Raw genomic sequence first — 23,483 nt, forward strand, 5'->3', positions numbered from 1 at the left:
GAGTGCATGAGTACGCGTACTCATGTGTGGTGGCAGACCGCTCCGTGAAAATGTGCTCATGACGCTGAACAGAGTTCTTGCGGGCGCGGGGGTGTCAGCGCTCGCGGTGGTGGCGCTGGCTGCATGTGGCAGCGAGCAGGCCGAGGGAGGTCGGGAGAACGCCGCGAGCCGGGCGGGGGCGCAAGTGCCGGTTACCAGCCACGGCCCGGAAAAGCAGGTGGTGTTCATGAAGATGCTGGAGCGAGTGGGGGCGCCGTGCGTGCCGGACGCGCCGACGACGGCGGATCCGGGTGCCCCGAACCCTGGTGAGCATCCGCCCACGCGGCCAGGTGACCTGTTGCCGGTGGACGAGAATCCGCCCACGGACTTGCCTGCACCCACCGTAACGTCTGGGGAGCCGAAGCTGAATGGGGTGGAGGCGTGCGAGGGGCGTGAGCACGGCAAACGTATTACTCAGGCGCTGAATGGCCTGAATAAGCCCACCGCAGTTCAGGTGAGGCAGAAGCTGAACAAGCTCGGCTACATCGACTCCCGCATCCACGGCCTGAAAGCCGAGCAGGGTGTGGTGCGCTTCTACCTGGACTTGCGAGCTATGGGTGGCCAGCTCGCGATCGAGGGGACTTCGGCTGGTAAGAAGACTACGCTCGACGCGTTTGCGTACCCTGCGGAAGGAACGTTCAAGCCGGGCAAGTAGCGGCACCCGATGGGGCAGCGACGGCTTGGCTGTGCTGATTTCCGCACCTTCGCCCCGTAAGCGCTGGCGCGCTGGTGGCTGCCTCCGCCAGCGAGCCCTGTCGGCCTGCAGGTGCTGGGCGAGCGCTTTTGTTCGAAGTCAGTTGACCATTCGCGCCCGGTCGGCGACAGACCGGACCGGTGCGCGGTCAGGAGCCAGTTCTTGGACGCGCCTCGGGCGGCCCCCGGCCGAAGCTCGTTCGGTTGCAGACCCTGTGCACCCCCCCCATGGGTCACGGTCTCAGACGAACCGGACGGGAAAGCGCGCCAGCATTTTCCCGTCCGTGCCAGCCGTCAGCGCCTCAGCGAATGCTCGCCCACCCGCTCGGACGCGGCGCGTGCGGCAGGGATCCTGGACTGTGCGGTGTCGAGGGTGCGGCCCCCGGGTTCGGCAGCGGCGGGGACGGTGTCGCGGTGTGCGGACACCGCGGCCCTCGTCTTCGCCGCTTTCGCTGTGTTCCTGCGGGTCGGCAGGGGGACGGTGACGGCCACCAGCAGGCCGAGCGCGAGCGCGGCCGTACCGATGACGGCGATGCCGATGCCCGATTCGGTACGGGACAGCAGCAGCATGGCGAGGGTCGAGAAGACGACGGTCACCGAACCGTAGGAGAGCTGTGCAGCAGTAGGTCGCGGCATGGCAATATCCGTCCTCGGGACGTCGGATGGGCAGTCTCTCGACACGCTCTCGCTGTCAAGTGACTCTACGACGGTGAATGCCCGAGCGGAACAGGTAGTAAGCGTAACCTAACCCACGGTACCGGTGCACGGGGGGCGCACGGAGTCACGCCGCGCACCGATGGGGGGTTTGAGCGCGCCGGTCGGGCGGGGAGCGGTCGTCCGGATAGCGGAAACGCGCTCCTGCATAGTGCACTTGGTCTGTTCAAGTCAAGGTCTGTCTTTTATTCCGTAACTCCGGTCGAATGTCGTCACTTGTGACGCGTTACCGCGCGCGGCCCCTTCACACCTCCAAGGCCGTAGCCGCGGGCGCCGGGGAGGACTGCATCACGTGATCATTAAAAGACGGGCGCTTCGCACCGGGGCGGTTGTCGTGGCCATGGCCGCGACCGCCGCCACCGCATCCGCCTTCGCCACCGCTCAGGCGGATGACCAGGCGTCAGGCGCCGCCGCCTCCGCCGTCGACCGCCGGGACCCGGGGTCGGCCAAGGGCGACGCGCACAACCTGGAAGGCCCCTTCAGCAAGCAGCAGGACGCCCAGCGTCAGGCCGCCCTGGAGAAGGTCATATCCGGCGACAAGAAGGTGCTGGCACGCAACGGCTCCAAGGTCGTCAAGCTCGACGACAACAAGTACTCCGAGGTCCAGCGCCAGAAGACCGACAAGATCTTCACCGTCCTGGTGGAGTTCGGTGACCAGGTCGACAACACGACCATGTTCGACCCGGACGGCGCCGGCCCCAAGCCCGCCGTCAAGAAGTACGGGGGCACGCCCGGACCGGCGCACAACAAGATAGCCAAGCCGGACCCCGCGAAGGACAACAGCACCGCCTGGCAGGCCGACTACAACCAGGCCCACTTCCAGGACCTGTACTTCGGCGAGGGGGCCGGCAAGAACTCGCTCAAGACGTACTACGAGAAGACGTCCTCCGGGCGCTACTCGGTCGACGGCGAGGTCTCCGACTGGGTCAAGGTCCCGTACAACGAGGCCCGCTACGGCTCGAACTACTGCGGTTTGACCAACTGCGCCAACGCCTGGGACATGATCAAGGACGGCGTGAACGCCTGGGCCGCCGACCAGAAGGCCAAGGGCCGTACGCCCGAGCAGATCAAGGCGGATCTCGCCCAGTACGACCAGTGGGACCGTTACGACTTCGACGGTGACGGCAACTTCAACGAGCCCGACGGCTACATCGATCACTTCCAGATCGTGCACGCCGGCGAGGACGAGTCCGCGGGCGGCGGCGTCGAGGGCACCAACGCCATCTGGGCGCACCGCTGGTACGCCTACGGCACCAACGCGGGCGCGACCGGCCCGGCCGACAACAAGGCCGGCGGCACCCAGATCGGTGACACCGGCATCTGGGTCGGCGACTACACCGCGCAGCCCGAGAACGGCGGCCTGGGCGTCTTCGCCCACGAGTACGGCCACGACCTCGGCCTGCCGGACCTGTACGACACGACCAACACCGCCGAGAACTCGGTCGGCTTCTGGTCGCTGATGTCGGCCGGTTCCTGGCTCGGCACCGGTAAGAACAGCATCGGTGACCTGCCCGGCGACATGACCGCCTGGGACAAGTTCCAGCTGGGCTGGCTGGACTACGACGTGGCCAAGGCCGCGACGAAGTCCACCCACAAGCTGGGCGTGTCCGAGTACAACACCAGCAACAAGCAGGCGCTCGTCGTCGAGCTGCCGGACAAGGCCGTCACCACCGCCGTCACGACGCCCGCCGAGGGCGCCAAGCAGTGGTGGAGCGACATGGGCGACAACCTCAACAACACCCTGTCGCGCTCGGTCGACCTGACCGGCAAGTCCGCCGCGTCCCTGGACCTCGCGGGCTGGTGGGACATCGAGAAGGACTACGACTACCTCTACACCGAGGTGTCGGACAACGGCGGCACCAGCTGGACCGCGCTCGACGGCACCGCCAACGGCCAGGCCATCCCGCGCGACGCCAGTGACAAGCCGGCCCTGACCGACGTCTCCGGCTCGTACCAGAAGCTGTCGTACTCGCTGAACGCCTACGCGGGCAAGAAGATCGACATCCGCTTCCGCTACACCACCGACGGCGGCGCGGGCGGCGTCGGCTTCGCGGCCGACACCATCGCGGTCAACGCCGACGGCGCCGTCCTCTTCTCGGACAACGCCGAGGGCGACGACAACGGCTGGACCGCCAAGGGCTTCTCCCGGGTGGGCTCGTCCTTCACCAAGGACTACCAGCAGCGCTACATCGCGGAGAACCGCCAGTACGTCTCGTACGACCAGACCCTCAAGGTCGGCCCGTACAACTTCGGTTTCGCCAACACCCGTCCGGACTGGGTCGAGCACTACCCGTACCAGAACGGCCTGCTGATCTGGCTGTGGGACGGCTCGCAGAAGGACAACAACGTCTCGGCCCACCCGGGTCAGGGCCTGATCCTGCCGATCGACGCGCACGCCAAGCCGCTGAAGTGGGCGGACGGCTCGGTCATCCGCAACAAGATCCAGCCCTTCGACGCTCCGTTCAGCTGGTACCCCACCGACGGCTTCACGCTGCACAACGGTGACGTGGCCACGAAGATCAAGCCGCAGCTCGGCGTTCCGGCCTTCGACGACCACAAGGGCACCTACTGGTACAAGGAGAACAAGACCGGAAGCGTGCAGGTTACTGACACCAACACCCGGATCTCGATCATCAGCGAGCCGCTCGACGGCTCCACGATGACCGTCCAGGTGGGTCCCTCGCACAAGTAATTCGGTAAAACAGCAGGTCAAAGCATGATCGGCCGTCGCCCTCTAGCGGGCGGCGGCCGATCGTGTTTAGGTGCCTCTTGTTCGGACTCTTATTGACACGACGTCTCACGGGGGGAGCGCGGAGCATGGCCGGCGGAGGATTCAGCAAACTGCCGAACGGCAGTGTGGTCGTCGCGATCACACTGTCGAGCCCGGCGGGAGGCGTAGGGCCGGACACCCCGGTGCGCGTCCTGGTGCACGCGGCCAACCGGGCCCGCGCACTGACCCGGCTGCGCAATCTGGGCCTGCGCGCCGTCTACCTCCGCGGCAACGCCGAGCCGCCCACCCCGGACGAGATCACCGCCGTCCTGCACCACCCGGACGGCCTGCTGTGGCGCGCGAGACCCGAGCGGGCCCAGGAGCTCTGGCACCCCATACGGGCGCTGCTGAGGCCCGCACAGCCGGCCCCGCAGGGCTGAGCGCCGGGCCGGCGGCTCAGAGCGCGGGCTTGCCGGAGAGCACGACGCCCGCGTCGCGCAGCTCGGCCAGCGCCCGGTCCGTGCTCGCCTCGGCGACGCCCGCGGTCAGATCCAGCAGTACGTGCGTGGCGAAGCCCTCACGGACGGCGTCGAGCGCGGTGGCCCGGACGCAGTGGTCGGTCGCGATGCCGACCACGTCCACCTCGGTGACCCCGTGGTCACGCAGCCACTCGGCGAGCCCCGTCCCGTTCTCGTCCTGGCCCTCGAAGCCGCTGTACGCGGCGGCGTACGCACCCTTGTCGAAGACGGTGTCGATCGCCCCGGAGGCGACCGCCGGGGCGAAATTCGGGTGGAAGCCCACCCCCTCCGTACCGGCGACGCAGTGCGCGGGCCAGGAGTGCTCGAAGTCCGGCTCCGGCGAGAAGTGGTCGCCGGGGTCGATGTGGTGGTCGCGGGTGGCCACCACGTGCCGGTAACCCGGCTGGGCCTCACCGATCAGGTCGGTGATGGCGGCGGCCACATCGGCGCCCCCGGCCACGGCGAGGCTCCCGCCCTCGCAGAAGTCGTTCTGGACGTCCACGACGATCAGGGCGCGGTGCATGGCGGGTGTCCTTCGGTGGGGGAGTGGGCGAGCGGTGGTCACGGGGTGACGGGGGTGACATCGAGCCTAGAGAATGCGGCCCGGCTTAGGGAGGGGGAGCGCCGATCCGGGCGAAACCGAGCGCGCGGGAAAACCATCCTTCGGGGGCGGCCCCGAACCGGACCGGCCGGGCTTCGTCGAGCCCGTGCGGCGACCGAGGACGGGACGACCGCGCCCCGGCCCCCGCACCGGACCGCACCCGCTCACCCCCGTACCGGACCGCACCCGCTCATACGTACTCCGTGGGAATCACCGGCTCTCCACGCGACAGCTGCCTCGCGGACATCGGCAGCCCCGCCCGCGCGGCGATGTGCCGTTCCCGTGCCGCGTCCAGCGGCTCGCGCGCGACCACCTCGCCGCCCCTGACCAGCTCGACCAGCAACTGCCGGCCGGCCAGCTCCGCCGGGACCGGACCGGTGCCGATGACCTCGGCCTCGGCCACCCCGTCCTCGTCCAGCCGGCGGGCCGCCCACTTGCGGCCGCCCTTGGAGGACTTCGCGCCCAGCGACTTCTTCGCCACCGGCCGCAGCTCGTCGGCCGGATCGGCCGAGGCAGCGCGGGCGACCAGCTTGTAGACCATCGAGCAGGTGGGGTGCCCGCTGCCGGTCACCAGCTGCGTGCCCACCCCGTACGCGTCCACCGGCGCGGCGGCCAGCGAGGCGATGGCGTACTCGTCCAGGTCCGACGTCACCACGATCTTCGTCCCGGTGGCGCCCAGCTCGTCCAGCTGCTGGCGCACCCGGTGCGCCACCAGCAGCAGGTCGCCCGAGTCGATCCGTACCGCCCCCAGCTCCGTGCCGGCGACCTCGACCGCCGTACGGACCGCCGTGGTGACGTCGTACGTGTCGACCAGCAGCGTCGTGTCCCGCCCCAGCGAGTCGACCTGGGCCCGGAACGCGTCGCGCTCGGAGTCGTGCAGCAGGGTGAACGCGTGGGCGCTCGTGCCGACCGTCGGGATGTTGTAGCGGAAACCCGCGGCGAGGTCGGACGTGGTGTCGAAGCCGCCGATGTACGCGGCACGCGCCGAGGCCACCGCCGACAGCTCGTGCGTGCGCCGGGCGCCCATCTCGATCAGCCCGCGCCCGCCCGCGGCCGCCGACATCCGGGAGGCCGCCGCGGCGATCGCCGAGTCGTGGTTGAGGATCGAGAGGATCACCGTCTCCAGCAGCACGCACTCGGCGAAGGAGCCCTCGACCCGCAGGATCGGCGAGCCCGGGAAGTAGACCTCGCCCTCCGGGTAGCCCCAGATGTCGCCGCTGAACCGGTAATCGGCCAGATAGGCGAGCGTGGGCCCGTCGACGACGTTCTGGTCGCGCAGGAAGGTGAGCATCTCGTCGTCGAAGTGGAAGTTCTCCACCGCGTCCAGGACCCGCCCGATGCCCGCGACGACGCCGTAGCGCCGCCCCTCGGGCAGCCGGCGGGTGAACGCCTCGAAGACCGAGCGCCGGCCGGCGGTGCCGCCCTTCAGCGCGGCCTGCACCATCGTGAGCTCGTACTGGTCGGTGAAGAGCGCGGTCGACGGCACACCGACCCGTCGCCCAAGGTCCGCTGAGTTCATGCCGGGGATGCTACCCCTATTTCGTCAAAGTGACGAGATGGGGGTGCCGGGCCCGCCGCGCCACCGGCCCCGTTTGTGCGATGCACCCTCCCGGGTGGCAGCATGGGGTAGGTGAGCGTCGCCCCCGTAGAGATCGAACGTCCCGAATCGGCCGAGGACAGCCTCGTCGTCCCCGAGCCCGACGTCCCCTGGGTGACGCTGGTCCACAACGACCCGGTCAACCTCATGAGCTACGTGACCTATGTCTTCCAGGCCTACTTCGGCTACTCCAAGGACAAGGCCCACAAGCTGATGCTGGACGTCCACCAGAAGGGCCGCGCCGTCGTCTCCAGCGGCAGCCGCGAGGAGATGGAACGCGACGTCCAGGCCATGCACGGCTACGGACTGTGGGCCACCCTCACCCAGGACCGCAACTAGCACTCCCGCCCCGCACCCGCTCCCCGCACCGCCCGACCACCATCGGAGAGAACCCATGGCCGGCCACTTCGAGGCCACCCCCGGCGGCGGCGCGGCCGTCGCGCTCGACGAGGTGGAGATCGCGATCCTGCGCTCCCTCGCCGTCCAGCTGCTCGAACTCATCGGTCCCGGCGACGAACCCGCCGAGGGCGCCGACCCGCTCGCCGCCCTCTTCGCCGAGGGCCCCAGCGAACCCCCCTCCGACCCCGCCCTGGCCCGCCTCTTCCCCGAGGCCTACGGCGACGACGACACCGAACTGCGCGAGGCGTCGGCCGAGTTCCGCCGCTTCACCGAGAACGACCTGCGCACCCGCAAGCGCGACGACGCCCTCGTCGTCGTCCGCACCCTCGACGCGCTCACGCCGCAGCCGGAAGGGGCGTCACGCGGCGACTCCGGCAAGGGCGGGCGAGGGGAGGGCGGCACCGCCGTACTCACGCTCACCGCCGACGAAAGCCGCAACTGGCTGGGCTCCCTCAACGACCTCCGGCTCACCATCGGCACCCGGCTGGAGGTCTCCGGCGAGGACGGGGGCGAGGACGGCTCCCTCTACCGGCTGCCCGACAGCGACCCGCGCAAGCCGATGGTCATGGCCTACCTCTGGCTGGGCGCCCTCCAGGAAACACTCGTCGAAACACTGATGCCGTAACGCCACGCGCTCGCGGGACTGCTCCGTGTTCGCTCAACGGACGCTCAAATCCGAATAACGATCGCGTCACCTGATCGGTCTTTTTTGCAGCACCCGGCCCCCGTTGTCCGCTTTTTCCTGTGGTGTGCGCCACATAATGTCCGGTGGATCACCGATGTGTCCGTGATAAATCTTCACGACCACTCGGGGACGCCACCCCTGTTCCCGGGTAGGCGCTACGAGTCGGCGACCGCCGACGGCACTCCATCCGTATCCGGGGGGATCAGGACCTGATCCGCGGCCGAAAGGCGCGGATCAGCGTGGAGAAAGGCGCACCACATGACATCGGCGCAGGTCGACGACAAGGGACAGGGCCCGCACGCGGCAGCCGCGGATGCCACCACTTCCTCCGAGGGCTACCAGCGGGCCCTCGGAGCCCGCCAGATCCAGATGATCGCGATCGGCGGGGCCATCGGCACCGGCCTCTTCCTCGGCGCGGGCAAAGCCATCGCCAAGGCCGGGCCGAGCCTCATCCTGGCGTACGCCATCGCGGGCCTGGTGATCTTCTTCATCATGCGGGCGCTCGGCGAACTCCTCATGTACCGCCCGGTCTCGGGCTCGTTCTCCGAGTACGCACGCGAATTCGTCGGCCCCTTCGCGGGCTTCGTCACCGGCTGGACCTACTGGCTGTTCTGGGTGGTCACCGGAATCACCGAAGTCACCGCAGCGGCCCAGTACATGACCTTCTGGTTCGACATTCCGCAATGGGTGTCCGCACTGATCTTCACGATCATCCTGTACGGCGTGAACCTGATCTCCGTGAAACTCTTCGGTGAACTCGAATTCTGGTTCTCGATGGTCAAGGTCACCGCGATCGTCGGCATGATCCTCATCTGCGCCGGAATTCTCACCCTCGGCTTCTCCGACGCCGGCGACACCGCGTCCGTCACCCACCTGTGGTCCGACGGCGGATTCTTCCCGCACGGCATCAAGGGCACCTTGATGACCCTGCAGATCGTGATGTTCGCCTTCCTGGCCGTCGAGCTCGTCGGCGTCACCGCGGGTGAGTCCAAGGACCCCAAGACCGTCCTGCCCAAGGCCATCAACACCGTGCCGTGGCGCATCGCCGTCTTCTACGTCGGCGCCCTCATCATGATCCTCTCGGTCGTCCCCTGGACCGAGTTCTCACCGGGCGTCTCCCCGTTCGTCGAGGCCTTCGAGAAGATGGGCCTCGGGCTCGGCGCGGGCATCGTCAACTTCGTCGTCCTGACCGCCGCGCTCTCCTCCTGCAACTCCGGGATGTACTCCACCGGCCGCATGCTGCGTGACCTCGCGCTCAACGGCCAGGGCCCGAAGTTCTTCACCCGGCTGACGAAGAGCGGCACCCCCCTCGTCGGCACCACCGTCTCCGCGGCCCTCATGCTCGTCGGCGTCTGGATCAACTACCAGTGGCCCGGAGACGCCTTCACCTACGTCGTCTCCTTCGCCACGATCTCCGGCATGTGGGCCTGGATCATGATCCTGGTCAGCCAGATCCGCTACCGCCGCCTCGCCGACCGCGGCGTCCTCCCGCAGTCCACCTTCCGGGCCCCCGGCGCCCCGTACACCAGCGTCTTCGCCCTCGCCTTCATCGGCATGGTCATCGTCATGATGGGCGTCGACAAGGACGCCAGGATCTCGCTCTACTGCGCCCCGCTGTGGGCCCTGATCCTCGGCGTCTCCTATCTGGTCCTCAAGGCCCGCAACCCCGAGAACAAGGCCTTCACCGGCCGCTGAGCCGCGCGCCCCGAGCCGGCGAGTCCACGATGCGGGCCCCCGCGTACCACTCCTCGGTACGCGGGGGCCCGTCGTCCTATCCTGGGCGCCATGCTGACCCTCACCCAGGCGCTGTACGACCAGATCGTCGCCCACGCCCGCGCCGACCACCCCGACGAAGCGTGCGGCGTGGTCGCCGGGCCCGCCGGGACCGGCCGCCCCGAACGCTTCATCCCCATGCTCAACGCGGCCCGCTCGCCCACGTTCTACGAATTCGACTCGGCCGACCTCCTCAAGCTCTACCGCGACATGGACGACCGCGACGAGGAGCCCGTGATCGTCTACCACTCGCACACGGCGACCGAGGCCTACCCCTCCCGCACCGACGTGACGTACGCCAACGAACCCGGCGCCCACTACGTCCTCGTCTCGACCGCCGACGCCGACGGGGCGGGGCCCTTCCAGTTCCGCTCGTACCGCATCGTCGACGGCGAGATCACCGAGGAGGACGTCGAGGTCGTCGACGCGCTCCCCGCGCCCTGACCCCGTCCACGGCGCCCGCCCGCAGCGGCCGGACAGGGCCGGATACCCGGCCCTGTCCACCTGCCGAACGCCGTCCATCCACCAGGTGAGATCACCTACCGGACCCCGGACCGGGAATCGATACGATGAGCGCATGGTTCCCCATGACGTGAGCGAAAAGACGCCGGGCATGCTGCTCGTGGCGCGCCTGCACGTCGACCTGTGCCGGCTCGCCAGCGCGATCTGTACGAACCACCGGACCGCCCGCCGCGAGGCCTGAGCCGGGCCGAGGCCCGGCGCCGCCCCACCGGACGCCCGCTCCACGCACCGACCCCTGCGCGGGGGCCGAGCCGCACGCCCCACGCCCACCGCCACCACTCCGCTTCGACAGGAGCCCACGCCATGGCCATCGAGGTCCGCATCCCGACCATCCTCCGCACCTACACCGACGGCGCCAAGGCCGTCGAAGGCAACGGGGACACCCTCGCCGACCTCTTCACGGACCTGGAGAGCCGCCATGCCGGCATCCGTGAGCGCATCGTCGACGGCGGCCAGCTCCGCCGCTTCGTGAACGTCTACCTCAACGACGAGGACGTCCGCTTCCTCGACGGCATCTCCACCAAGCTCAGCGACGGCGACAACATCACCATCCTCCCGGCCGTCGCCGGCGGCATGAACTGATGCGCTATGACAGCCCGCTCGCCGCAGTGGGCAACACCCCGCTCGTCCGCCTGCCGCGGCTGTCACCGTCGGACGACGTCCGCATCTGGGCCAAGCTGGAGGACCGCAACCCCACCGGCTCGATCAAGGACCGCCCCGCGCTCCACATGGTCGAACAGGCGGAGAAGGACGGCCGGCTCACCCCCGGCTGCACCATCCTCGAACCCACCAGCGGCAACACCGGCATCTCCCTCGCCATGGCGGCCAAGCTCAAGGGCTACCGCATCGTCTGCGTGATGCCGGAGAACACCTCCCAGGAGCGGCGCGACCTGCTCGCCATGTGGGGCGCCGAGATCATCTCCTCCCCGGCCGCCGGCGGCTCCAACACCGCCGTCCGCGTCGCCAAGGAACTCGCGGCCGAGCACCCCGACTGGGTCATGCTCTACCAGTACGGCAACCCCGACAACGCGGGCGCCCACTACGCGACCACCGGCCCGGAGATCCTCGCCGACCTCCCCTCGATCACCCACTTCGTCGCCGGCCTCGGCACCACCGGCACGCTCATGGGCGTCGGCCGCTACCTGCGCGAACACGTCGACGGCATCAAGATCGTCGCCGCCGAGCCCCGCTACGACGACCTCGTCTACGGCCTGCGCAACCTCGACGAGGGCTTCGTCCCCGAGCTCTACGACGCCTCGGTCCTCACCACCCGCTTCTCCGTCGGCTCCGCCGACGCCGTCACCCGCACCCGCGAACTCCTCCAGCAGGAGGGCATCTTCGCGGGCGTCTCCACCGGCGCCGCGCTCCACGCCGCGATCGGCGTCGGCAACAAGGCGGTCAAGGCCGGAGAAGCGGCCGACATCGTCTTCGTCGTCGCCGACGGCGGCTGGAAGTACCTGTCGACGGGCGTCTACACCGCGCCCACGACACAAGCGGCCATCGAAACGCTGCAGGGCCAGCTCTGGGCGTAGCCGCCCGCGCACCGCACCCGCCCCGGACGCCGGGGGCCAGGACCGACACCGGTCCCGGCCCCCGGCGTCCGCCGTTCCCGGAGGGGCCCGCGGGGGCGGAGGTGAGGACAGCCCGCCCGCCGCGGACGCACCCCGCACACACACCCGAACCCCCCCGCCCGAGGCGCGCGCCCTTCCATCGAACCGGTGACAGGGCAGGTGAGTTCCCCCACAACGACACACTCCGAAGGAGCGACCAGCTCTTTCGCGCCTTACGCTCGACGAACCGCTCAACAGACCGCACGAACCCTCCCCGTTCCCACGTCTCGGAGGTTCACGCTCCATGAAGCTCACCGTCGTCGGCTGCTCCGGCTCGTTCCCGTCCGCGGGATCGGCATGCTCGAGCTACCTCGTAGAGGCCGACGGCTTCAGGCTGCTCCTCGACATGGGTAACGGCGCCCTCGGCGAGCTGCAGCGCCACGTCGGTCTCTACGACCTCGACGCCATCTTCCTCAGCCACCTCCACGCCGATCACTGCATCGACATGTGCGCGTACTTCGTCGTGCGTTACTACCCGCACGACGGCGGACGCCCGGCCCGCATCCCGGTCTACGGCCCCGACGGCACGGAGCAGCGGCTCACCACCGCCCACGCCGACACCCCGTCCGACCACGCGATGAGCGAGGTCTTCGACTTCCACACCCTGAAGCCCGGCTCGTTCGACATCGGCCCCTTCTCGGTGCGTACGGAGAAGCTCCGCCACCCCGTCGACACGTTCGGCATCCGCATCGAGCACGGCGGCGGCTCGCTCGCCTACTCCGGCGACACCGGCACGTGCGAGGCGCTGGACGAGCTGGCGGAGGGCGCCGACCTCTTCCTCTGCGAGGCCTCCTTCGTCCACGGCAAGGAGGACATCCCGGACCTCCACCTCAACGGCCGCGAGGCCGGCGAGCTCGCCGCCCGTGCGCGGGTGGGCCGGCTGGTCCTCACCCACATCCCGCCGTGGACCGACGCCGGCCGCAACCTGACCGACGCCCAGGAGGTCTTCGACGGCCCCGTGGAGCTGGCGGTACCGGGCGCGGTCTACGAGATCTAGGACGCGCTCGCCCCACGCACGACGAAGCCCTCACCTTCCGCCGGGAAGGTGAGGGCTTCGCGCCGTCGTCGTACGGACTACTTGGCCTCGGCCTTGAGGAGCTCCGCGAGCTCCTCGTCGGACTCACGGCCCGGCGTCGGCAGGTTGAACTTGGTGATCGCGAAGCGGAAGACCACGTAGTAGATCACCGCGAAGCAGAGACCGACCAGGACCAGCAGCCACGGCTTCGACGCGATGCCGAGGTTCAGCAGGAAGTCGACCAGCCCCGCGGAGAAGCCGAAGCCGTCCTTCATGCCGAGTGCCCAGGTCAGGGCCATCGAGACACCGGTCAGGACCGCGTGGATCGCGTACAGCACCGGGGCGATGAACATGAACGTGAACTCGATCGGCTCGGTCACACCGGTCACGAACGAGGTGGCGGCGAGCGAGAACATCATGCCGCCGACGACCTTGCGGCGCTCGGGGCGGGCGCAGTGGACGATCGCGAGGCAGGCCGCGGGAAGCGCGAACATCATGATCGGGAAGAAGCCGGTCATGAACTGCCCGGCCTGCGGGTCGCCCGCCAGGAAGCGGGCGATGTCGCCGTGCTTGCCGTCGAAGTCGCCGGCCTGGAACCACGGGAAGGAGTTCAGCAGGTGGTGCATGCCCACCGGGATCAGCGCACGGTTGGCGACACCGAAGATGCCCGCGCCGACCGCACCGGAGCCGACCAGCCACTCACCGAAGTTGTGCAGGCCCGCACCGAGGACCGGCCAGATCAGACCGAAGACGATGCCGATGACCAGGCCCGCGAAGGCGGACAGGATCGGGACCAGGCGGCGGCCGCTGAAGAAGCCCGCCCAGTCGGGCAGCTTCGTCCGGTAGAACTTCTGGTACAGCAGGGCCACGACTATGCCCATCACGACGCCGCCGAGCACACCGGCGTTGACCGGGGCGTCGTTCATGACGATCTTGCCGTCCACGACGCTCGCGACCTGCGGCAGGTTGCTGTCGGTGAAGGTGGCGAGCACCTTCTGGAAGACGAGGTAGCCGGTGACCGCGGCGAGGGCGGTCGAGCCGTCCGACTTCTTGGCGAAGCCGATGGCGATGCCCACGGCGAACAGCAGCGCCATGTTGTCCAGGAGCGCGCCACCGCCCGCGGCCATGTAGCCCGCGAGCTTCGTGATGACGGTCGGGAACGATTCGCGGCCGAGCATGTCGGCGTTGCCGAGCCGGACCAGCAGCGCGGCCGCGGGCAGCACCGCGACCGGCAGCATGAGGCTGCGGCCGATGCGCTGCATGACCGCCATCACGCCGGCGCCCTTCGATTTGGTGACCGCGGGAGCGGTGCCAGCCGTGGACATCAACTTCCTCCATTGGACAAGGCGCCGCCAGGGATACGGGGGTTTCTGGTGGGCGGCGACTCGAGAAACGCGCCGCTGCGGCGGCGCGTGGTCTGGACCACTGAGTGGTGTAGACCAGTTGTAGCACGGTGAGGGTTAGATAAGGAACCTGCAATTTCCGACTACTTCGCAGGAGCCATCACCCACGCACGGTGACATGGCGAAGGCCCCCGGACCGGACGGTCCGAGGGCCTTGGCCGAGCGGGGCGCGCACCCCGCCGAACAGCTACTTCGTGAGATCCCTCTCGATCTCCTCCTCCACCTCGTCGGGCTCACGGCCCGGCGTCTGGAGGTTGAACTTGGTGATAGCGAACCGGAAGATCGCGTAATACAAGGCCGCGAACCCCAGCCCGACCGGGATGATCAGCCAGGGTTTCGTCGCCAGGCTCCAGTTGATGACGTAGTCGATCAGGCCCGCCGAGAAGCTGAAACCGTCCTTCACCCCGATCGCCCACGTCACCGCCATCGACACACCCGTCAGCACCGCGTGGATCGCGTACAGCAGGGGCGCCACGAACAGGAACGAGTACTCGATCGGCTCCGTGATTCCCGTCACGAACGACGTCAGGCCGACCGACACCATCATGCCGCCGACCGCCTTGCGGCGATGCGGCTTCGCGCAGTGGTAGATCGCCAGCGCCGCCGCCGGCAGCGCGAACATCATGATCGGGAAGAAGCCCGTCAGGAACTGACCGGCCGTCGGGTCCCCCGCCAGGAACCGGTTGATGTCACCGTGCACCATCGTCCCGTCCGGCTTGGTGTAGTCGCCGAACTGGAACCAGACGAACGTGTTCAGGAACTGGTGCAGGCCGATCACCAGCAACGCGCGGTTGGCCACGCCGAAGATGCCCGAACCCGCCCAGTCCAGGTCCACCAGCCACTTCGAGAAGCTCGTCAGACCGTCGCCGATCGGCTGCCACACCCACGCGCACAACGCCGCGAAGAGCAGACCGACGAACGCCATGATGATCGGCACGAGCCGGCGCCCGTTGAAGAACCCCAGCCAGTCCACCAGCTTCACCCGGTGGTACCGCTGCCAGAACCACGCCGACATCAGACCCATCACGATGCCGCCGAACACCCCCGGGTTCTGGTACTCCGCCGCCGTCACCTTCGCGTCGCCCGTGACGCACGTACCGAACCACGTACCGCCCGTGGTGAACGTCGAGCCGCTGGCACAGTCCACCGGGAACGCGTGCAGCACCGCGTAGTAGACGAGGAAGCCCGTCACCGCCGCCAGCGCCGTCGACCCGTCCGACTTCTTCGCCATACCGATCGCGACACCCACGCAGAACAGCAGCGGCAGGCCCAGACCCGAGTCCAGCAGCGCACCACCCGCCGCCGCGAACACCTTGGCGATGTTGTCCCAGCCGAGACCCTCGTCACCGAACACGTCCGGCTGGCCGAGCCGGTTGAGGATGCCCGCCGCCGGCAGGACGGCGATCGGGAGCTGAAGGCTGCGCCCCATCTTCTGGAGACCCTGGAAGAGACCGTTCCACCACTTCTTCTGTGGGATCGCTGCGCTGCTTGAGCTCATCGGCGTCCTCCCGGAACAGGCCTCGTTTGGCGGCTGTTGCAAACTGGTGTAGACCAGTTGCGGTACGGTGCGGAGCCCGCCCGGAAGACAGGGCGCCGGTGATCGTCATCATTGGTGATGGTTCGGACACTCGCTCGCGAAGTTGGGCCAACCGTGCGTTACCGTGACGAAACGGACCCAGGGTGGGCCGTCGCACGAACGTGAAGAACCAGGGAGAAGGCCATGGCCAGCAAGGCTGAGAAGATCGTCGCCGGGCTCGGCGGAATCGAGAACATCGAAGAGGTCGAAGGCTGCATCACCCGCCTCCGCACCGAGGTCATCGACCCGAGCAAGGTCGACGAAGCCGCGCTCAAGGCCGCAGGCGCGCACGGCGTCGTCAAGATGGGCACCGCGATCCAGGTCGTCATCGGCACCGACGCGGACCCGATCGCCGCCGACATCGAAGACATGATGTGACCCACCGCTGAACCCGGCCGGACCAACCGCCCGGCCCCCCACAGGCCCCGCCCCACCAGGACGGGGCCTGCGGTCTACCCGGCCCCGCACACCGCGACGACCCCCACCCCGCACCCGATAAAGTCGACGCCATGTCTCGTATCGACGGCCGCACCCCCGACCAGCTCCGCCCCGTCACCATCGAACGCGGATGGAGCAAGCACGCCGAAGGATCCGTACTCATCTCCTTCGGCGACACCAAAGTCTTCTGCACCGCCTCCGTCACCGAAGGCGTGCCCCGCTGGCGCAAGGGCAGCGGCGAAGGCTGGGTCACCGCCGAATACTCCATGCTGCCCCGCTCCACCAACACCCGCGGCGACCGCGAGTCCGTACGCGGCAAGATCGGCGGCCGCACCCACGAGATCAGCCGCCTCATCGGCCGCTCCCTGCGCGCCGTCATCGACTACAAGGCCCTCGGCGAGAACACGATCGTCCTGGACTGCGACGTCCTCCAGGCCGACGGCGGCACCCGCACCGCGGCCATCACCGGCGCCTACGTCGCCCTCGCCGACGCCATCACCTGGGCCCAGGGCAAGAAGATCATCAAGCACGGCCGCAAGCCGCTGACCGGCACCGTCTCCGCCGTCAGCGTCGGCATCGTCGACGGCACCCCCCTCCTCGACCTCTGCTACGAGGAGGACGTCCGCGCCGAGACCGACATGAACGTCGTCTGCACCGGCGACGGCCGCTTCGTCGAGGTCCAGGGCACCGCCGAGGCCCAGCCCTTCGACCGCGAGGAGCTGAACGCCCTCCTCGACCTCGCCACCACCGGCTGCGTCGACCTCACCCGGTTCCAGAACGACGCCCTCGCCCGCACCCTCGGCGAGTAGGAACGCGGGCGGGTAAAGAAGCAACCAAGTCCCCCCGCACCGCGTCGATACGCATACGGGCGCACGGGTCGAACCGTGCGCCCGTCCGCGTATCCGCACCCGGGGAGGGACCCACACCATGGCCGCGCGTCACCGGCACCACCGCACCGCCCTGACCATCACCGCCGCACTCCTCACCGTCACCGCCGCGGCCGGCTGCGGCGCCCTCGACAAGACGCTCGACTGCGTCCGCACCGCCGACGCCATCGCCACCAGCGTCGACAACCTCCGACAGGCCGTCGCCAACGCCTCCAGCGACCCCACCCAGGCCTCCGAAGCGCTCGACGAGATCCAGAAGGAACTGGGCAACCTCGGCGACAAGACCGACGACGCCGACCTCAGCAAGGCCGTCGACGACCTCCAGTCCGGCGTCGGCAACGTCCGCGACGCCATCGACAAGGGCGACGCCACCCCCGACATCACCCCGGTCACCGACGCGGCGACGGAGATCGGCAAGGTCTGCACCCCGTAACCGCCTCACCCCGGCGCGGCGATAATCGACCCATGACCCGCCTCATCCTCGCCACCCGCAACGCCGGGAAGATCACCGAACTCCACGCGATCCTCGCCGACGCAGGCCTCACCCACGAACTCGTCGGCGCGGACGCGTACCCGGAGATCCCCGACGTCAAGGAAACCGGCGTCACCTTCGCCGAGAACGCCCTCCTCAAGGCCCACGCCCTCGCCCGGGCCACCGGCCACCCCGCCATCGCCGACGACTCCGGCCTCTGCGTCGACGTGCTCGGCGGCGCCCCCGGCATCTTCTCGGCCCGCTGGTCCGGCACCCACGGCGACGACCAGGCCAACCTCGGCCTGCTCCTCGCCCAGCTCTCCGACATCGACGCCCCCCACCGCGCCGCCCACTTCGCCTGCGCCGCCGCCCTCGCCCTCCCCGACGGCACGGAACGCGTGGTCGAGGGCCGGCTCCTGGGCACCCTGCGCCATGTCCCCGCCGGTACGCACGGCTTCGGCTACGACCCGATCCTCCAGCCGGAGGGCGAGACCCGCACCTGTGCGGAACTGACCCCGGCGGAGAAGAACGCGATCAGCCACCGGGGGAAGGCGTTCCGGGCGCTGGTGCCGGTGGTGCGGGAGTTGGTGGGGTGACGCGAAGATGCCCGACCCCTCGGGAGGGGCCGGGCATCTCACTGTCGGGTACGCCCGGTCGGATTCGAACCGACAGACACGGCCACCTAAAGGCCGCCGCTCAAACCAGTTGGCGTGCGGGCGCATACCGTTGACTAGCTTACCGCTTCGGGGAGGTCGAGCGGGTGCGATTGGAGAAAGTAGCTGTTTGGCTGTGGCATGAAGGGCAGAGATAGCGAAGGTTCTCGAGCCGGTTGTCCAATCTGTCGCCACTGATGTGATCGATCTCCAGGACGAGCCGGCCTCCCCGCCATGTCTCGCCAGTTCCGCATCTCGCGCATTCCCGAGGAACCCCGACGTCGTCAAGTGCTCGTCTCAGGAACTGCGTACGCGTTCGGTATGCCCCGTCCTCCAGGCGGACGAGGATGCTGGCGGCGGATTTGCGGTGCGAAGAGCGTGTGCCGGCCGAATGGCCTTGGCCGGTGAAGTGGTCGATTGACAGGCCATACGCCTCAATATCCCGTTTCAGGCGGGCGCGAGCGCCGCCGTTGTCTACTTGGCCCAGAGCGCTCAGCACACCGGCGAGGCTTTGTGACTCGACTACCGCGGCGGCCAACTCGTGACGCGGCGTGGAAGGAGTCCCGTATCGGCGCCCGCTGGTGAAGTGGGACGTATCTATCCCGAGTCGATCGAGCTTCCTGCGTACATAGCCGTAGGGGCTGTCGCTTGGTGGCAGGCCCATGTACTCGAACATCTCCCGGATGCTGTGGGAGTGGGCGGCGGCTTCGGCAAGGACCTCTTCCGGGTACGCGTGGTGCTCTCGATCCGGTAAGGCCTCCTCGACGAAGTGGGACGTGTCGATGGCGTAGTGCTGGAGCCGGTCGTGCACGTAGCGGCACGACCTGGTGCCCAGCGGCGCGTCGAGGCGGCGCAGGACGTCGACGAGGCTGGTTGCGGCGGCGGCGGTTCGTGCGAGCAAATCACGGGGGTACTTGCCGCTCATAGCGCCTTCCTGCGCTTGCGGCCGCGGTAAGTATCGGTCGCGGCATGGCAGTTGGGGCACAGGATCCGGAGATTCTCCGGGCGGTTGTCCCACCAGTCGCCATTGATGTGATCCACTTCGAGTCGGAGTGGCTCGTCTTGCCACTCGCCCTTGTTGCCGCAGGCGGCACATTCATCGCCCATCCCCGTTCGGACGAGCTCCCGACGTAGTCGTTGGCCGGGAACCCGCCCGTCCGAGGGGGAGCCGAGCGTCAGGCGGTTTCCCAGCGCCCCTTTGGGGCGACGAGGCGGTGTGCGCACGAAGTGCGATGTGTCGATCCCGAGCGCTGTGATGCGGCGGCTGATATGTGCGTGATTGCCGCCCACCGGATTGATGCCCAGGCGACGCACGACCTCGGCCACGCTCCCGGAACTGGCGGCGAGTTCGCGCAGCTTCTCTTTGGTGTGGCGCCCCCTCGTGTCGGCGAAGTGCGAGATGTCGATGCCCCACTCCGCCATCTTCCTCCGCAGATAGCTCCGGCTCCCCGGCGTAGGCGTCCCCCCGCACCACCGCACAGCATCATTCGCGTTCATCGTCTCGCGCGCTGCCTCTTCGAGCAGTTCGCGGGTATACCGAATCGGCATGTTCCCCTCTGCATCCGGCCGCTCGTTTGCGGCCTCGTACGGAGTAACGAACCGTTTATCGGAGAGTCACGTCCGATATCCGACAAGATGCGGAATGGCCCGCCCCGCTTCGGCGGCAACCGAAGCGGGGCGGGCCATTCTCCGTGCGGGACGGTTCAGAACTTCGGGTCCGGTGTCTGGGCCGCGACCAGGTCCTCCGCCTCCTGGCTCGTCTCCACCGACGGGGGCGAGCCCGCCAGCGGCTTGTTGGCGGTCTCCTTCATGCAGGCCACCGCGATCACGCCGACCAGGGCCGCCGCCATCGCGTAGTACGCCGGCATCAGGTTGGTGCCCGAGACGCTGATCAGGGCCGTGATGACCAGCGGGGTCGTACCGCCGAAGAGCGACGCCGACAGGTTGTAGCCCACCGACAGGGACCCGTAGCGGACGTTGGTCGGGAACAGGGCCGGGAGCGCCGCGGACATCGTGCCGAGCATGCAGACCAGGGAGAGGCCCAGCAGGAGCATGCCGATCGTGATCGCCGGGATGCTGCCCTGGCGGATCAGGAGGAAGGCGGGGAGGGAGAAGATCAGGAAGCCGAGCATGCCGGTCATGAGGAGCGGCTTGCGGCCGAAGCGGTCGGAGAGCTTGCCGACCTGGCTGATGATCAGCATCAGGAAGACCATGACGGCGAGCAGGATGAGCAGGCCGTGGGTCTCGCTGTAGCCGAGTTCGTCGGAGAGGTACGTCGGCATGTACGACAGCAGCATGTAGTCGGTGATGTTGTACGCGCCGACCAGGCAGATGCAGAGGATGAGCGTCGGCCAGTAGTCGCGGAAGATCTTGGCGAGGTCGCCCTTGGCGGTCGTCTCCACGCCGTCGGCGGCCTCGGTGGCGTGAGCGGTGCCCCCCTCCAGTTTCTGGAAGGCGGGGGTCTCGTCGAGGCGCAGTCGCAGGTAGAGGCCGACGAGGCCGAGGGGTCCGGCGACGAGGAAGGGGACGCGCCAGCCCCACGCCTCCATCTGGGTGTCGTCGAGGAGCGCGTAGAGCGCGGTGACCAGGCCGGCCGCTCCGACGTATCCGGCGAGGGTTCCGAATTCGAGGAAGCTGCCGAAGTAGCCGCGTCGTTTGTCGGGGGCGTACTCGGCGATGAACGTGGAGGCGCCGCCGTACTCGCCGCCGGTCGAGAAGCCCTGGAGCATCCGGAAGAAGATGAGGAGGACCGGGGCCCAGACGCCGATGGCGTCGTGGGAGGGGATGACACCGATGGCGAAGGTGCCGATCGCCATCATGATCATGGTGAGGGCGAGGACCTTCTTGCGGCCGATCTTGTCGCCCATGGGGCCGAAGAACATGCCGCCGAGGGGCCGTACGAGGAAGGCGACGGCGAAGGTGGCGAAGGAGGAGAGGAGCTGGGTCGTGTCGTTCCCGGAGGGGAAGAAGACGTGGCCCAGGGTGGCGGCGAGGTAGGAGTAGATGCCGAAGTCGAACCACTCCATGGCGTTGCCGAGGGATGCGGCTTTGACGGCCCTCTTGACCGCCTGGTCGTCCGTGATGGTGATGTCCGTACGGCGCAGCTTGGGGTTCTGGCGTTTGCGGATGGCACGGAAGAGGGCGGGGTGGCGTTTGACCGCGTCGGGGTCGGCCGCCTGGTGGGGGTCGGAGGCCGCCATGGCCGGGGTCCTTTCCTCAGTGGGTGTTCCAGGAAAGGCTTCTGCGCGGACATGGCGGTCGCAAACCGATTCGGCGAAGGATTGGGATGTCCATCACATGATTTCGGCCGTTCGGCCTAGGGCATGGGTGGGGTTTCGGCCGTTTTTCCGGGGATCGGGTCAGATGCCGAGGTCCTTGATGATCTTGGCGACATGGCCGGCGGCCCGCACGTTGTAGAAGGCGTGCTCGACCTTGCCGTCCTCGTCGACGACGATCGTGGAGCGGATGACGCCCTGCACCGTCTTGCCGTAGTTCTTCTTCTCGCCGAAGGCGCCGTACGCCTCCAGGGTCTGCTTGGCGGGGTCGCCCACCAGGGTGACCTTGAGGTTCTCCTCCTCGCGGAACTTCGCGAGCTTCTCCGGCTTGTCGGGGGAGACGCCGATGACGTCGTAGCCGGCGGCGGCGAGGACGTCGAGGTTGTCGGTGAAGTCGCAGGCCTGCTTGGTGCAGCCGGGGGTGAGGGCGCGGGGGTAGAAGTAGACGATGACCTTCCGGCCCTTGTGGTCGGCGAGCGAGACGTCGTTCCCGTCGGCGTCGGGGAGGGTGAAGGCGGGGGCGGTGTCGCCGGGCTGGAGTCGCTCGCTCATGGTTCTCCTCGTTGGTACGTGGGGTGTACGGGACCGAGGGTAATAGGGGTGCCGCCGGGTGCGGGAGCGGTGGAACTGACAGACTGTCGATGAAGGTTTACCGGACGAGGACCACGGAGGCGGCGCAGTGTCGGATGCCAGGACCCCTGCGCAGATCGAGGCGGACATCATCACCAGGCGTGAGCAGCTCGCGGTGGTGCTCGACGAGATCGGAGTGCGGGTGCACCCGAAGACGATCATCGGTGACGCGAAGGCGAAGGTGGCCGGGACGGTGGACCGGACGGCCGGGCGGGCGTTCGTCGCGGTGAACCGGACGGTGTCGGACGTGAAGGCGCAGTTCGTGTCGGAGGAGGGTGCGCCGCGTCTGGAGCGTGTGATTCCGGTGGTGTTGCTCGCGGTGGGCGTGGTGGGCCTGCTCACCGTGTCGGGGCGGCGCAAGAAGCGCTGACCCCGAGGGCGCGCGGTGCGCGGTCGGCCAGGTAGGTTGCGGGGCGTGAGCGAGAACACCGACGACAAGCTGCCCATCCGGATGCTGCACGACCGTGTGCTGGTCCGGTCCGATTCACCCGAGGGCGAGCGGCGTTCCGGCGGCGGCATCCTCATTCCGGCGACGGCCGCGGTGGGTCGCCGGCTGGGGTGGGCCGTGGTGGTCGCGGTGGGGCAGAACGTGCGCACGGTGGAGCCGGGGGACCGGGTGCTGTACGACCCCGAGGACCGTGCCGAGGTGGAGGTGCGGGGCGTGGCGTACGTGCTGATGCGGGAGCGGGATCTGCATGCGGTGGCCGCGGACCGCTTCGAGGGTTCGTTGGACTCGACCGGCCTGTATCTGTAGCCCGTCCGGGCTGGGGCCGTGTGCCGGGGCCCGGATGGCGGTGTGTGAGGCCTGGTGACTGCGGTCACCAGGCCTTTTGCTGTCCCTTTGCTACGGTGGTGTGACCCCGACGAGACGCGCCGTACCGGGATTGCGCAAAGACGACGCACCGTGTTGTCCGTGTGCTGTGTCGTCGGAGGTGCTGTCGTGGCGTGGGTTCTGCTGGTGGTCGCGGGTCTGCTGGAAGTGGCCTGGTCGATCGGGATGAAGTACACCGAGGGGTTCACGCGGCTGTGGCCGAGTGTGTTCACGGGGCTGGGGATCGTGGCGAGCATGCTGTTGCTGTCGCATGCGGCGCGGACGCTGCCGATCGGTACGGCGTACGGGGTGTGGGTCGGTATCGGGGCGGCGGGTGCGGCGGTGATGGGCATGGTGGTGCTGCACGAGCCGGTGACCGCGGCGCGGATCTTCTTCGTCTGTCTGCTGCTGGTGGCGGTGGTGGGGCTGAAGGCGACGTCGGGTCACTGACGTCGCGGGGCG

Annotated in this window: 27 protein-coding genes, 1 tRNA gene and 1 riboswitch; of the genes, 18 read left to right on the top strand and 10 right to left on the bottom strand. The window is 68.6% G+C overall.

Features of this window, described 5'->3' with window-relative positions; genetic code table 11:
- The first annotated feature begins 58 nt into the window (after window positions 1–58).
- Window positions 59–694, top strand: coding sequence for a hypothetical protein (locus ABZ454_RS25330; RefSeq protein ID WP_359541136.1), 636 nt, complete (start codon window positions 59–61; stop codon window positions 692–694).
- Between the two features lie 332 nt (window positions 695–1,026).
- On the opposite strand, the gene ABZ454_RS25335 is transcribed toward ABZ454_RS25330, so the two are convergent.
- The gene (locus tag ABZ454_RS25335; protein ID WP_359541138.1) at window positions 1,027–1,368 is read right to left on the bottom strand and encodes a hypothetical protein; all 342 of its coding nucleotides are present in this window, start codon (window positions 1,366–1,368) and stop codon (window positions 1,027–1,029) included.
- A 370-nt stretch (window positions 1,369–1,738) separates the two neighbouring features.
- Between ABZ454_RS25335 and ABZ454_RS25340 the strand changes: the two genes are divergently transcribed.
- Window positions 1,739–4,138 carry an immune inhibitor A domain-containing protein gene (locus ABZ454_RS25340; protein ID WP_359541139.1) on the top strand — a complete coding sequence of 800 codons (2,400 nt, stop codon included), beginning with the start codon at window positions 1,739–1,741 and terminating at the stop codon, window positions 4,136–4,138.
- A 125-nt stretch (window positions 4,139–4,263) separates the two neighbouring features.
- Window positions 4,264–4,596, top strand: a complete 333-nt coding sequence (locus tag ABZ454_RS25345; RefSeq protein WP_356320179.1) for a hypothetical protein — start codon at window positions 4,264–4,266, stop codon at window positions 4,594–4,596.
- A 16-nt stretch (window positions 4,597–4,612) separates the two neighbouring features.
- On the opposite strand, the gene ABZ454_RS25350 is transcribed toward ABZ454_RS25345, so the two are convergent.
- Window positions 4,613–5,197, bottom strand: a complete 585-nt coding sequence (locus ABZ454_RS25350) for an isochorismatase family protein (protein ID WP_356320178.1) — start codon at window positions 5,195–5,197, stop codon at window positions 4,613–4,615.
- Window positions 5,198–5,465: 268 nt separating this feature from the next.
- Window positions 5,466–6,794 (bottom strand): nicotinate phosphoribosyltransferase, encoded by a 1,329-nt coding sequence (locus tag ABZ454_RS25355; RefSeq protein WP_359541141.1) that lies wholly within the window; start codon window positions 6,792–6,794, stop codon window positions 5,466–5,468.
- Window positions 6,795–6,905: 111 nt separating this feature from the next.
- Here ABZ454_RS25355 and clpS point away from each other — a divergent pair, with 111 nt between their 5' ends.
- From clpS to ABZ454_RS25395, 8 genes are all read left to right on the top strand, one after another.
- Window positions 6,906–7,211 (top strand): ATP-dependent Clp protease adapter ClpS, encoded by a 306-nt coding sequence (gene clpS, locus ABZ454_RS25360; protein WP_136201957.1) that lies wholly within the window; start codon window positions 6,906–6,908, stop codon window positions 7,209–7,211.
- Between the two features lie 55 nt (window positions 7,212–7,266).
- A complete protein-coding gene (locus ABZ454_RS25365) occupies window positions 7,267–7,896 on the top strand; it encodes a DUF2017 domain-containing protein (protein WP_359541143.1) in 630 nt (209 codons plus the stop codon).
- Between the two features lie 318 nt (window positions 7,897–8,214).
- Window positions 8,215–9,651, top strand: a complete 1,437-nt coding sequence (locus tag ABZ454_RS25370; protein WP_359541145.1) for an amino acid permease — start codon at window positions 8,215–8,217, stop codon at window positions 9,649–9,651.
- Window positions 9,652–9,741: 90 nt separating this feature from the next.
- Window positions 9,742–10,173, top strand: a complete 432-nt coding sequence (locus tag ABZ454_RS25375; protein WP_359541147.1) for a M67 family metallopeptidase — start codon at window positions 9,742–9,744, stop codon at window positions 10,171–10,173.
- Window positions 10,174–10,306: 133 nt separating this feature from the next.
- Complete coding sequence (locus ABZ454_RS25380; RefSeq protein WP_359541149.1) at window positions 10,307–10,432, top strand: putative leader peptide; 126 nt, start codon at window positions 10,307–10,309, stop codon at window positions 10,430–10,432.
- Between the two features lie 122 nt (window positions 10,433–10,554).
- Complete coding sequence (locus ABZ454_RS25385; protein ID WP_356320167.1) at window positions 10,555–10,833, top strand: MoaD/ThiS family protein; 279 nt, start codon at window positions 10,555–10,557, stop codon at window positions 10,831–10,833.
- Window positions 10,833–11,783 carry a cysteine synthase gene (locus tag ABZ454_RS25390; protein ID WP_356320165.1) on the top strand — a complete coding sequence of 317 codons (951 nt, stop codon included), beginning with the start codon at window positions 10,833–10,835 and terminating at the stop codon, window positions 11,781–11,783. The genes ABZ454_RS25385 and ABZ454_RS25390 overlap by 1 nt, the downstream gene beginning before the upstream one ends.
- Window positions 11,784–12,105: 322 nt before the next feature.
- Complete coding sequence (locus tag ABZ454_RS25395) at window positions 12,106–12,858, top strand: MBL fold metallo-hydrolase (RefSeq protein ID WP_359541152.1); 753 nt, start codon at window positions 12,106–12,108, stop codon at window positions 12,856–12,858.
- A 77-nt stretch (window positions 12,859–12,935) separates the two neighbouring features.
- Here ABZ454_RS25395 and ABZ454_RS25400 read toward each other — a convergent pair whose 3' ends face one another.
- Together ABZ454_RS25400 and ABZ454_RS25405 are read right to left on the bottom strand one after the other, a co-directional pair.
- Entirely contained in the window at window positions 12,936–14,201 is a 1,266-nt protein-coding gene (locus tag ABZ454_RS25400) for a PTS transporter subunit EIIC (protein ID WP_356320161.1), read from the bottom strand.
- A 265-nt stretch (window positions 14,202–14,466) separates the two neighbouring features.
- Window positions 14,467–15,777 (bottom strand): PTS transporter subunit EIIC, encoded by a 1,311-nt coding sequence (locus ABZ454_RS25405; protein WP_356320160.1) that lies wholly within the window; start codon window positions 15,775–15,777, stop codon window positions 14,467–14,469.
- Window positions 15,778–15,999: 222 nt separating this feature from the next.
- Between ABZ454_RS25405 and ABZ454_RS25410 the strand changes: the two genes are divergently transcribed.
- The 4 genes from ABZ454_RS25410 (at window position 16,000) to rdgB (ending at window position 18,248) form a co-directional block, all read left to right on the top strand.
- Window positions 16,000–16,233, top strand: a complete 234-nt coding sequence (locus ABZ454_RS25410) for a PTS glucose/sucrose transporter subunit IIB (RefSeq protein ID WP_018517946.1) — start codon at window positions 16,000–16,002, stop codon at window positions 16,231–16,233.
- 131 nt (window positions 16,234–16,364) lie between these two features.
- Window positions 16,365–17,102, top strand: coding sequence for a ribonuclease PH (gene rph / locus ABZ454_RS25415; protein ID WP_356320159.1), 738 nt, complete (start codon window positions 16,365–16,367; stop codon window positions 17,100–17,102).
- 118 nt (window positions 17,103–17,220) lie between these two features.
- Window positions 17,221–17,613 (top strand): hypothetical protein, encoded by a 393-nt coding sequence (locus ABZ454_RS25420; protein WP_356320158.1) that lies wholly within the window; start codon window positions 17,221–17,223, stop codon window positions 17,611–17,613.
- A gap of 32 nt (window positions 17,614–17,645) precedes the next feature.
- Window positions 17,646–18,248, top strand: a complete 603-nt coding sequence (gene rdgB, locus ABZ454_RS25425) for an RdgB/HAM1 family non-canonical purine NTP pyrophosphatase (RefSeq protein WP_359541156.1) — start codon at window positions 17,646–17,648, stop codon at window positions 18,246–18,248.
- A 49-nt stretch (window positions 18,249–18,297) separates the two neighbouring features.
- Here the strand turns inward: rdgB and ABZ454_RS25430 are convergent.
- From ABZ454_RS25430 to bcp, 5 genes are all read right to left on the bottom strand, one after another.
- Window positions 18,298–18,372: transfer RNA gene (locus tag ABZ454_RS25430), tRNA-Leu, on the bottom strand.
- A 15-nt stretch (window positions 18,373–18,387) separates the two neighbouring features.
- Window positions 18,388–19,230, bottom strand: a complete 843-nt coding sequence (locus ABZ454_RS25435; protein WP_359541158.1) for an HNH endonuclease — start codon at window positions 19,228–19,230, stop codon at window positions 18,388–18,390.
- Window positions 19,227–19,853 (bottom strand): HNH endonuclease, encoded by a 627-nt coding sequence (locus ABZ454_RS25440; protein WP_359541160.1) that lies wholly within the window; start codon window positions 19,851–19,853, stop codon window positions 19,227–19,229. The genes ABZ454_RS25435 and ABZ454_RS25440 overlap by 4 nt, the downstream gene beginning before the upstream one ends.
- A 155-nt stretch (window positions 19,854–20,008) precedes the next feature.
- Window positions 20,009–21,505: a glycine betaine/L-proline transporter ProP gene (gene proP, locus ABZ454_RS25445; RefSeq protein WP_359541162.1), complete on the bottom strand. Its 1,497-nt coding sequence runs from the start codon at window positions 21,503–21,505 to the stop codon at window positions 20,009–20,011.
- 159 nt (window positions 21,506–21,664) lie between these two features.
- Window positions 21,665–22,132, bottom strand: coding sequence for a thioredoxin-dependent thiol peroxidase (gene bcp / locus ABZ454_RS25450; RefSeq protein ID WP_356320151.1), 468 nt, complete (start codon window positions 22,130–22,132; stop codon window positions 21,665–21,667).
- A 127-nt stretch (window positions 22,133–22,259) separates the two neighbouring features.
- Between bcp and ABZ454_RS25455 the strand changes: the two genes are divergently transcribed.
- The 3 genes from ABZ454_RS25455 (at window position 22,260) to ABZ454_RS25465 (ending at window position 23,471) form a co-directional block, all read left to right on the top strand.
- A complete protein-coding gene (locus tag ABZ454_RS25455; protein WP_356320149.1) occupies window positions 22,260–22,580 on the top strand; it encodes a DUF3618 domain-containing protein in 321 nt (106 codons plus the stop codon).
- A gap of 45 nt (window positions 22,581–22,625) precedes the next feature.
- On the top strand, window positions 22,626–22,964 hold the full coding sequence (locus ABZ454_RS25460) for a co-chaperone GroES (protein ID WP_356320147.1): 339 nt from the start codon (window positions 22,626–22,628) through the stop codon (window positions 22,962–22,964).
- 84 nt (window positions 22,965–23,048) lie between these two features.
- Window positions 23,049–23,114: riboswitch (guanidine-III (ykkC-III) riboswitch) on the top strand.
- Between the two features lie 36 nt (window positions 23,115–23,150).
- Entirely contained in the window at window positions 23,151–23,471 is a 321-nt protein-coding gene (locus ABZ454_RS25465) for a multidrug efflux SMR transporter (RefSeq protein ID WP_359541166.1), read from the top strand.
- The last annotated feature ends 12 nt before the right edge of the window (window positions 23,472–23,483 follow it).

Source organism: Streptomyces sp. NPDC005803 (genome assembly GCF_040630435.1).
Taxonomy (GTDB): Bacteria; Actinomycetota; Actinomycetes; order Streptomycetales; family Streptomycetaceae; genus Streptomyces.

Coding starts and splice junctions, on each gene's coding strand:
- ABZ454_RS25330 (WP_359541136.1), top strand. CDS start 59: ATGACGCTGAACAGAGTTCTTGCGGGCGCGGGGGTGTCAGCGCTCGCG.
- ABZ454_RS25335 (WP_359541138.1), bottom strand. CDS start 1,368: ATGCCGCGACCTACTGCTGCACAGCTCTCCTACGGTTCGGTGACCGTC.
- ABZ454_RS25345 (WP_356320179.1), top strand. CDS start 4,264: ATGGCCGGCGGAGGATTCAGCAAACTGCCGAACGGCAGTGTGGTCGTC.
- ABZ454_RS25350 (WP_356320178.1), bottom strand. CDS start 5,197: ATGCACCGCGCCCTGATCGTCGTGGACGTCCAGAACGACTTCTGCGAG.
- ABZ454_RS25355 (WP_359541141.1), bottom strand. CDS start 6,794: ATGAACTCAGCGGACCTTGGGCGACGGGTCGGTGTGCCGTCGACCGCG.
- ABZ454_RS25365 (WP_359541143.1), top strand. CDS start 7,267: ATGGCCGGCCACTTCGAGGCCACCCCCGGCGGCGGCGCGGCCGTCGCG.
- ABZ454_RS25370 (WP_359541145.1), top strand. CDS start 8,215: ATGACATCGGCGCAGGTCGACGACAAGGGACAGGGCCCGCACGCGGCA.
- ABZ454_RS25375 (WP_359541147.1), top strand. CDS start 9,742: ATGCTGACCCTCACCCAGGCGCTGTACGACCAGATCGTCGCCCACGCC.
- ABZ454_RS25380 (WP_359541149.1), top strand. CDS start 10,307: ATGGTTCCCCATGACGTGAGCGAAAAGACGCCGGGCATGCTGCTCGTG.
- ABZ454_RS25385 (WP_356320167.1), top strand. CDS start 10,555: ATGGCCATCGAGGTCCGCATCCCGACCATCCTCCGCACCTACACCGAC.
- ABZ454_RS25390 (WP_356320165.1), top strand. CDS start 10,833: ATGCGCTATGACAGCCCGCTCGCCGCAGTGGGCAACACCCCGCTCGTC.
- ABZ454_RS25395 (WP_359541152.1), top strand. CDS start 12,106: ATGAAGCTCACCGTCGTCGGCTGCTCCGGCTCGTTCCCGTCCGCGGGA.
- ABZ454_RS25400 (WP_356320161.1), bottom strand. CDS start 14,201: ATGTCCACGGCTGGCACCGCTCCCGCGGTCACCAAATCGAAGGGCGCC.
- ABZ454_RS25405 (WP_356320160.1), bottom strand. CDS start 15,777: ATGAGCTCAAGCAGCGCAGCGATCCCACAGAAGAAGTGGTGGAACGGT.
- ABZ454_RS25410 (WP_018517946.1), top strand. CDS start 16,000: ATGGCCAGCAAGGCTGAGAAGATCGTCGCCGGGCTCGGCGGAATCGAG.
- rph (WP_356320159.1), top strand. CDS start 16,365: ATGTCTCGTATCGACGGCCGCACCCCCGACCAGCTCCGCCCCGTCACC.
- ABZ454_RS25420 (WP_356320158.1), top strand. CDS start 17,221: ATGGCCGCGCGTCACCGGCACCACCGCACCGCCCTGACCATCACCGCC.
- rdgB (WP_359541156.1), top strand. CDS start 17,646: ATGACCCGCCTCATCCTCGCCACCCGCAACGCCGGGAAGATCACCGAA.
- ABZ454_RS25435 (WP_359541158.1), bottom strand. CDS start 19,230: ATGAGCGGCAAGTACCCCCGTGATTTGCTCGCACGAACCGCCGCCGCC.
- ABZ454_RS25440 (WP_359541160.1), bottom strand. CDS start 19,853: ATGCCGATTCGGTATACCCGCGAACTGCTCGAAGAGGCAGCGCGCGAG.
- proP (WP_359541162.1), bottom strand. CDS start 21,505: ATGGCGGCCTCCGACCCCCACCAGGCGGCCGACCCCGACGCGGTCAAA.
- bcp (WP_356320151.1), bottom strand. CDS start 22,132: ATGAGCGAGCGACTCCAGCCCGGCGACACCGCCCCCGCCTTCACCCTC.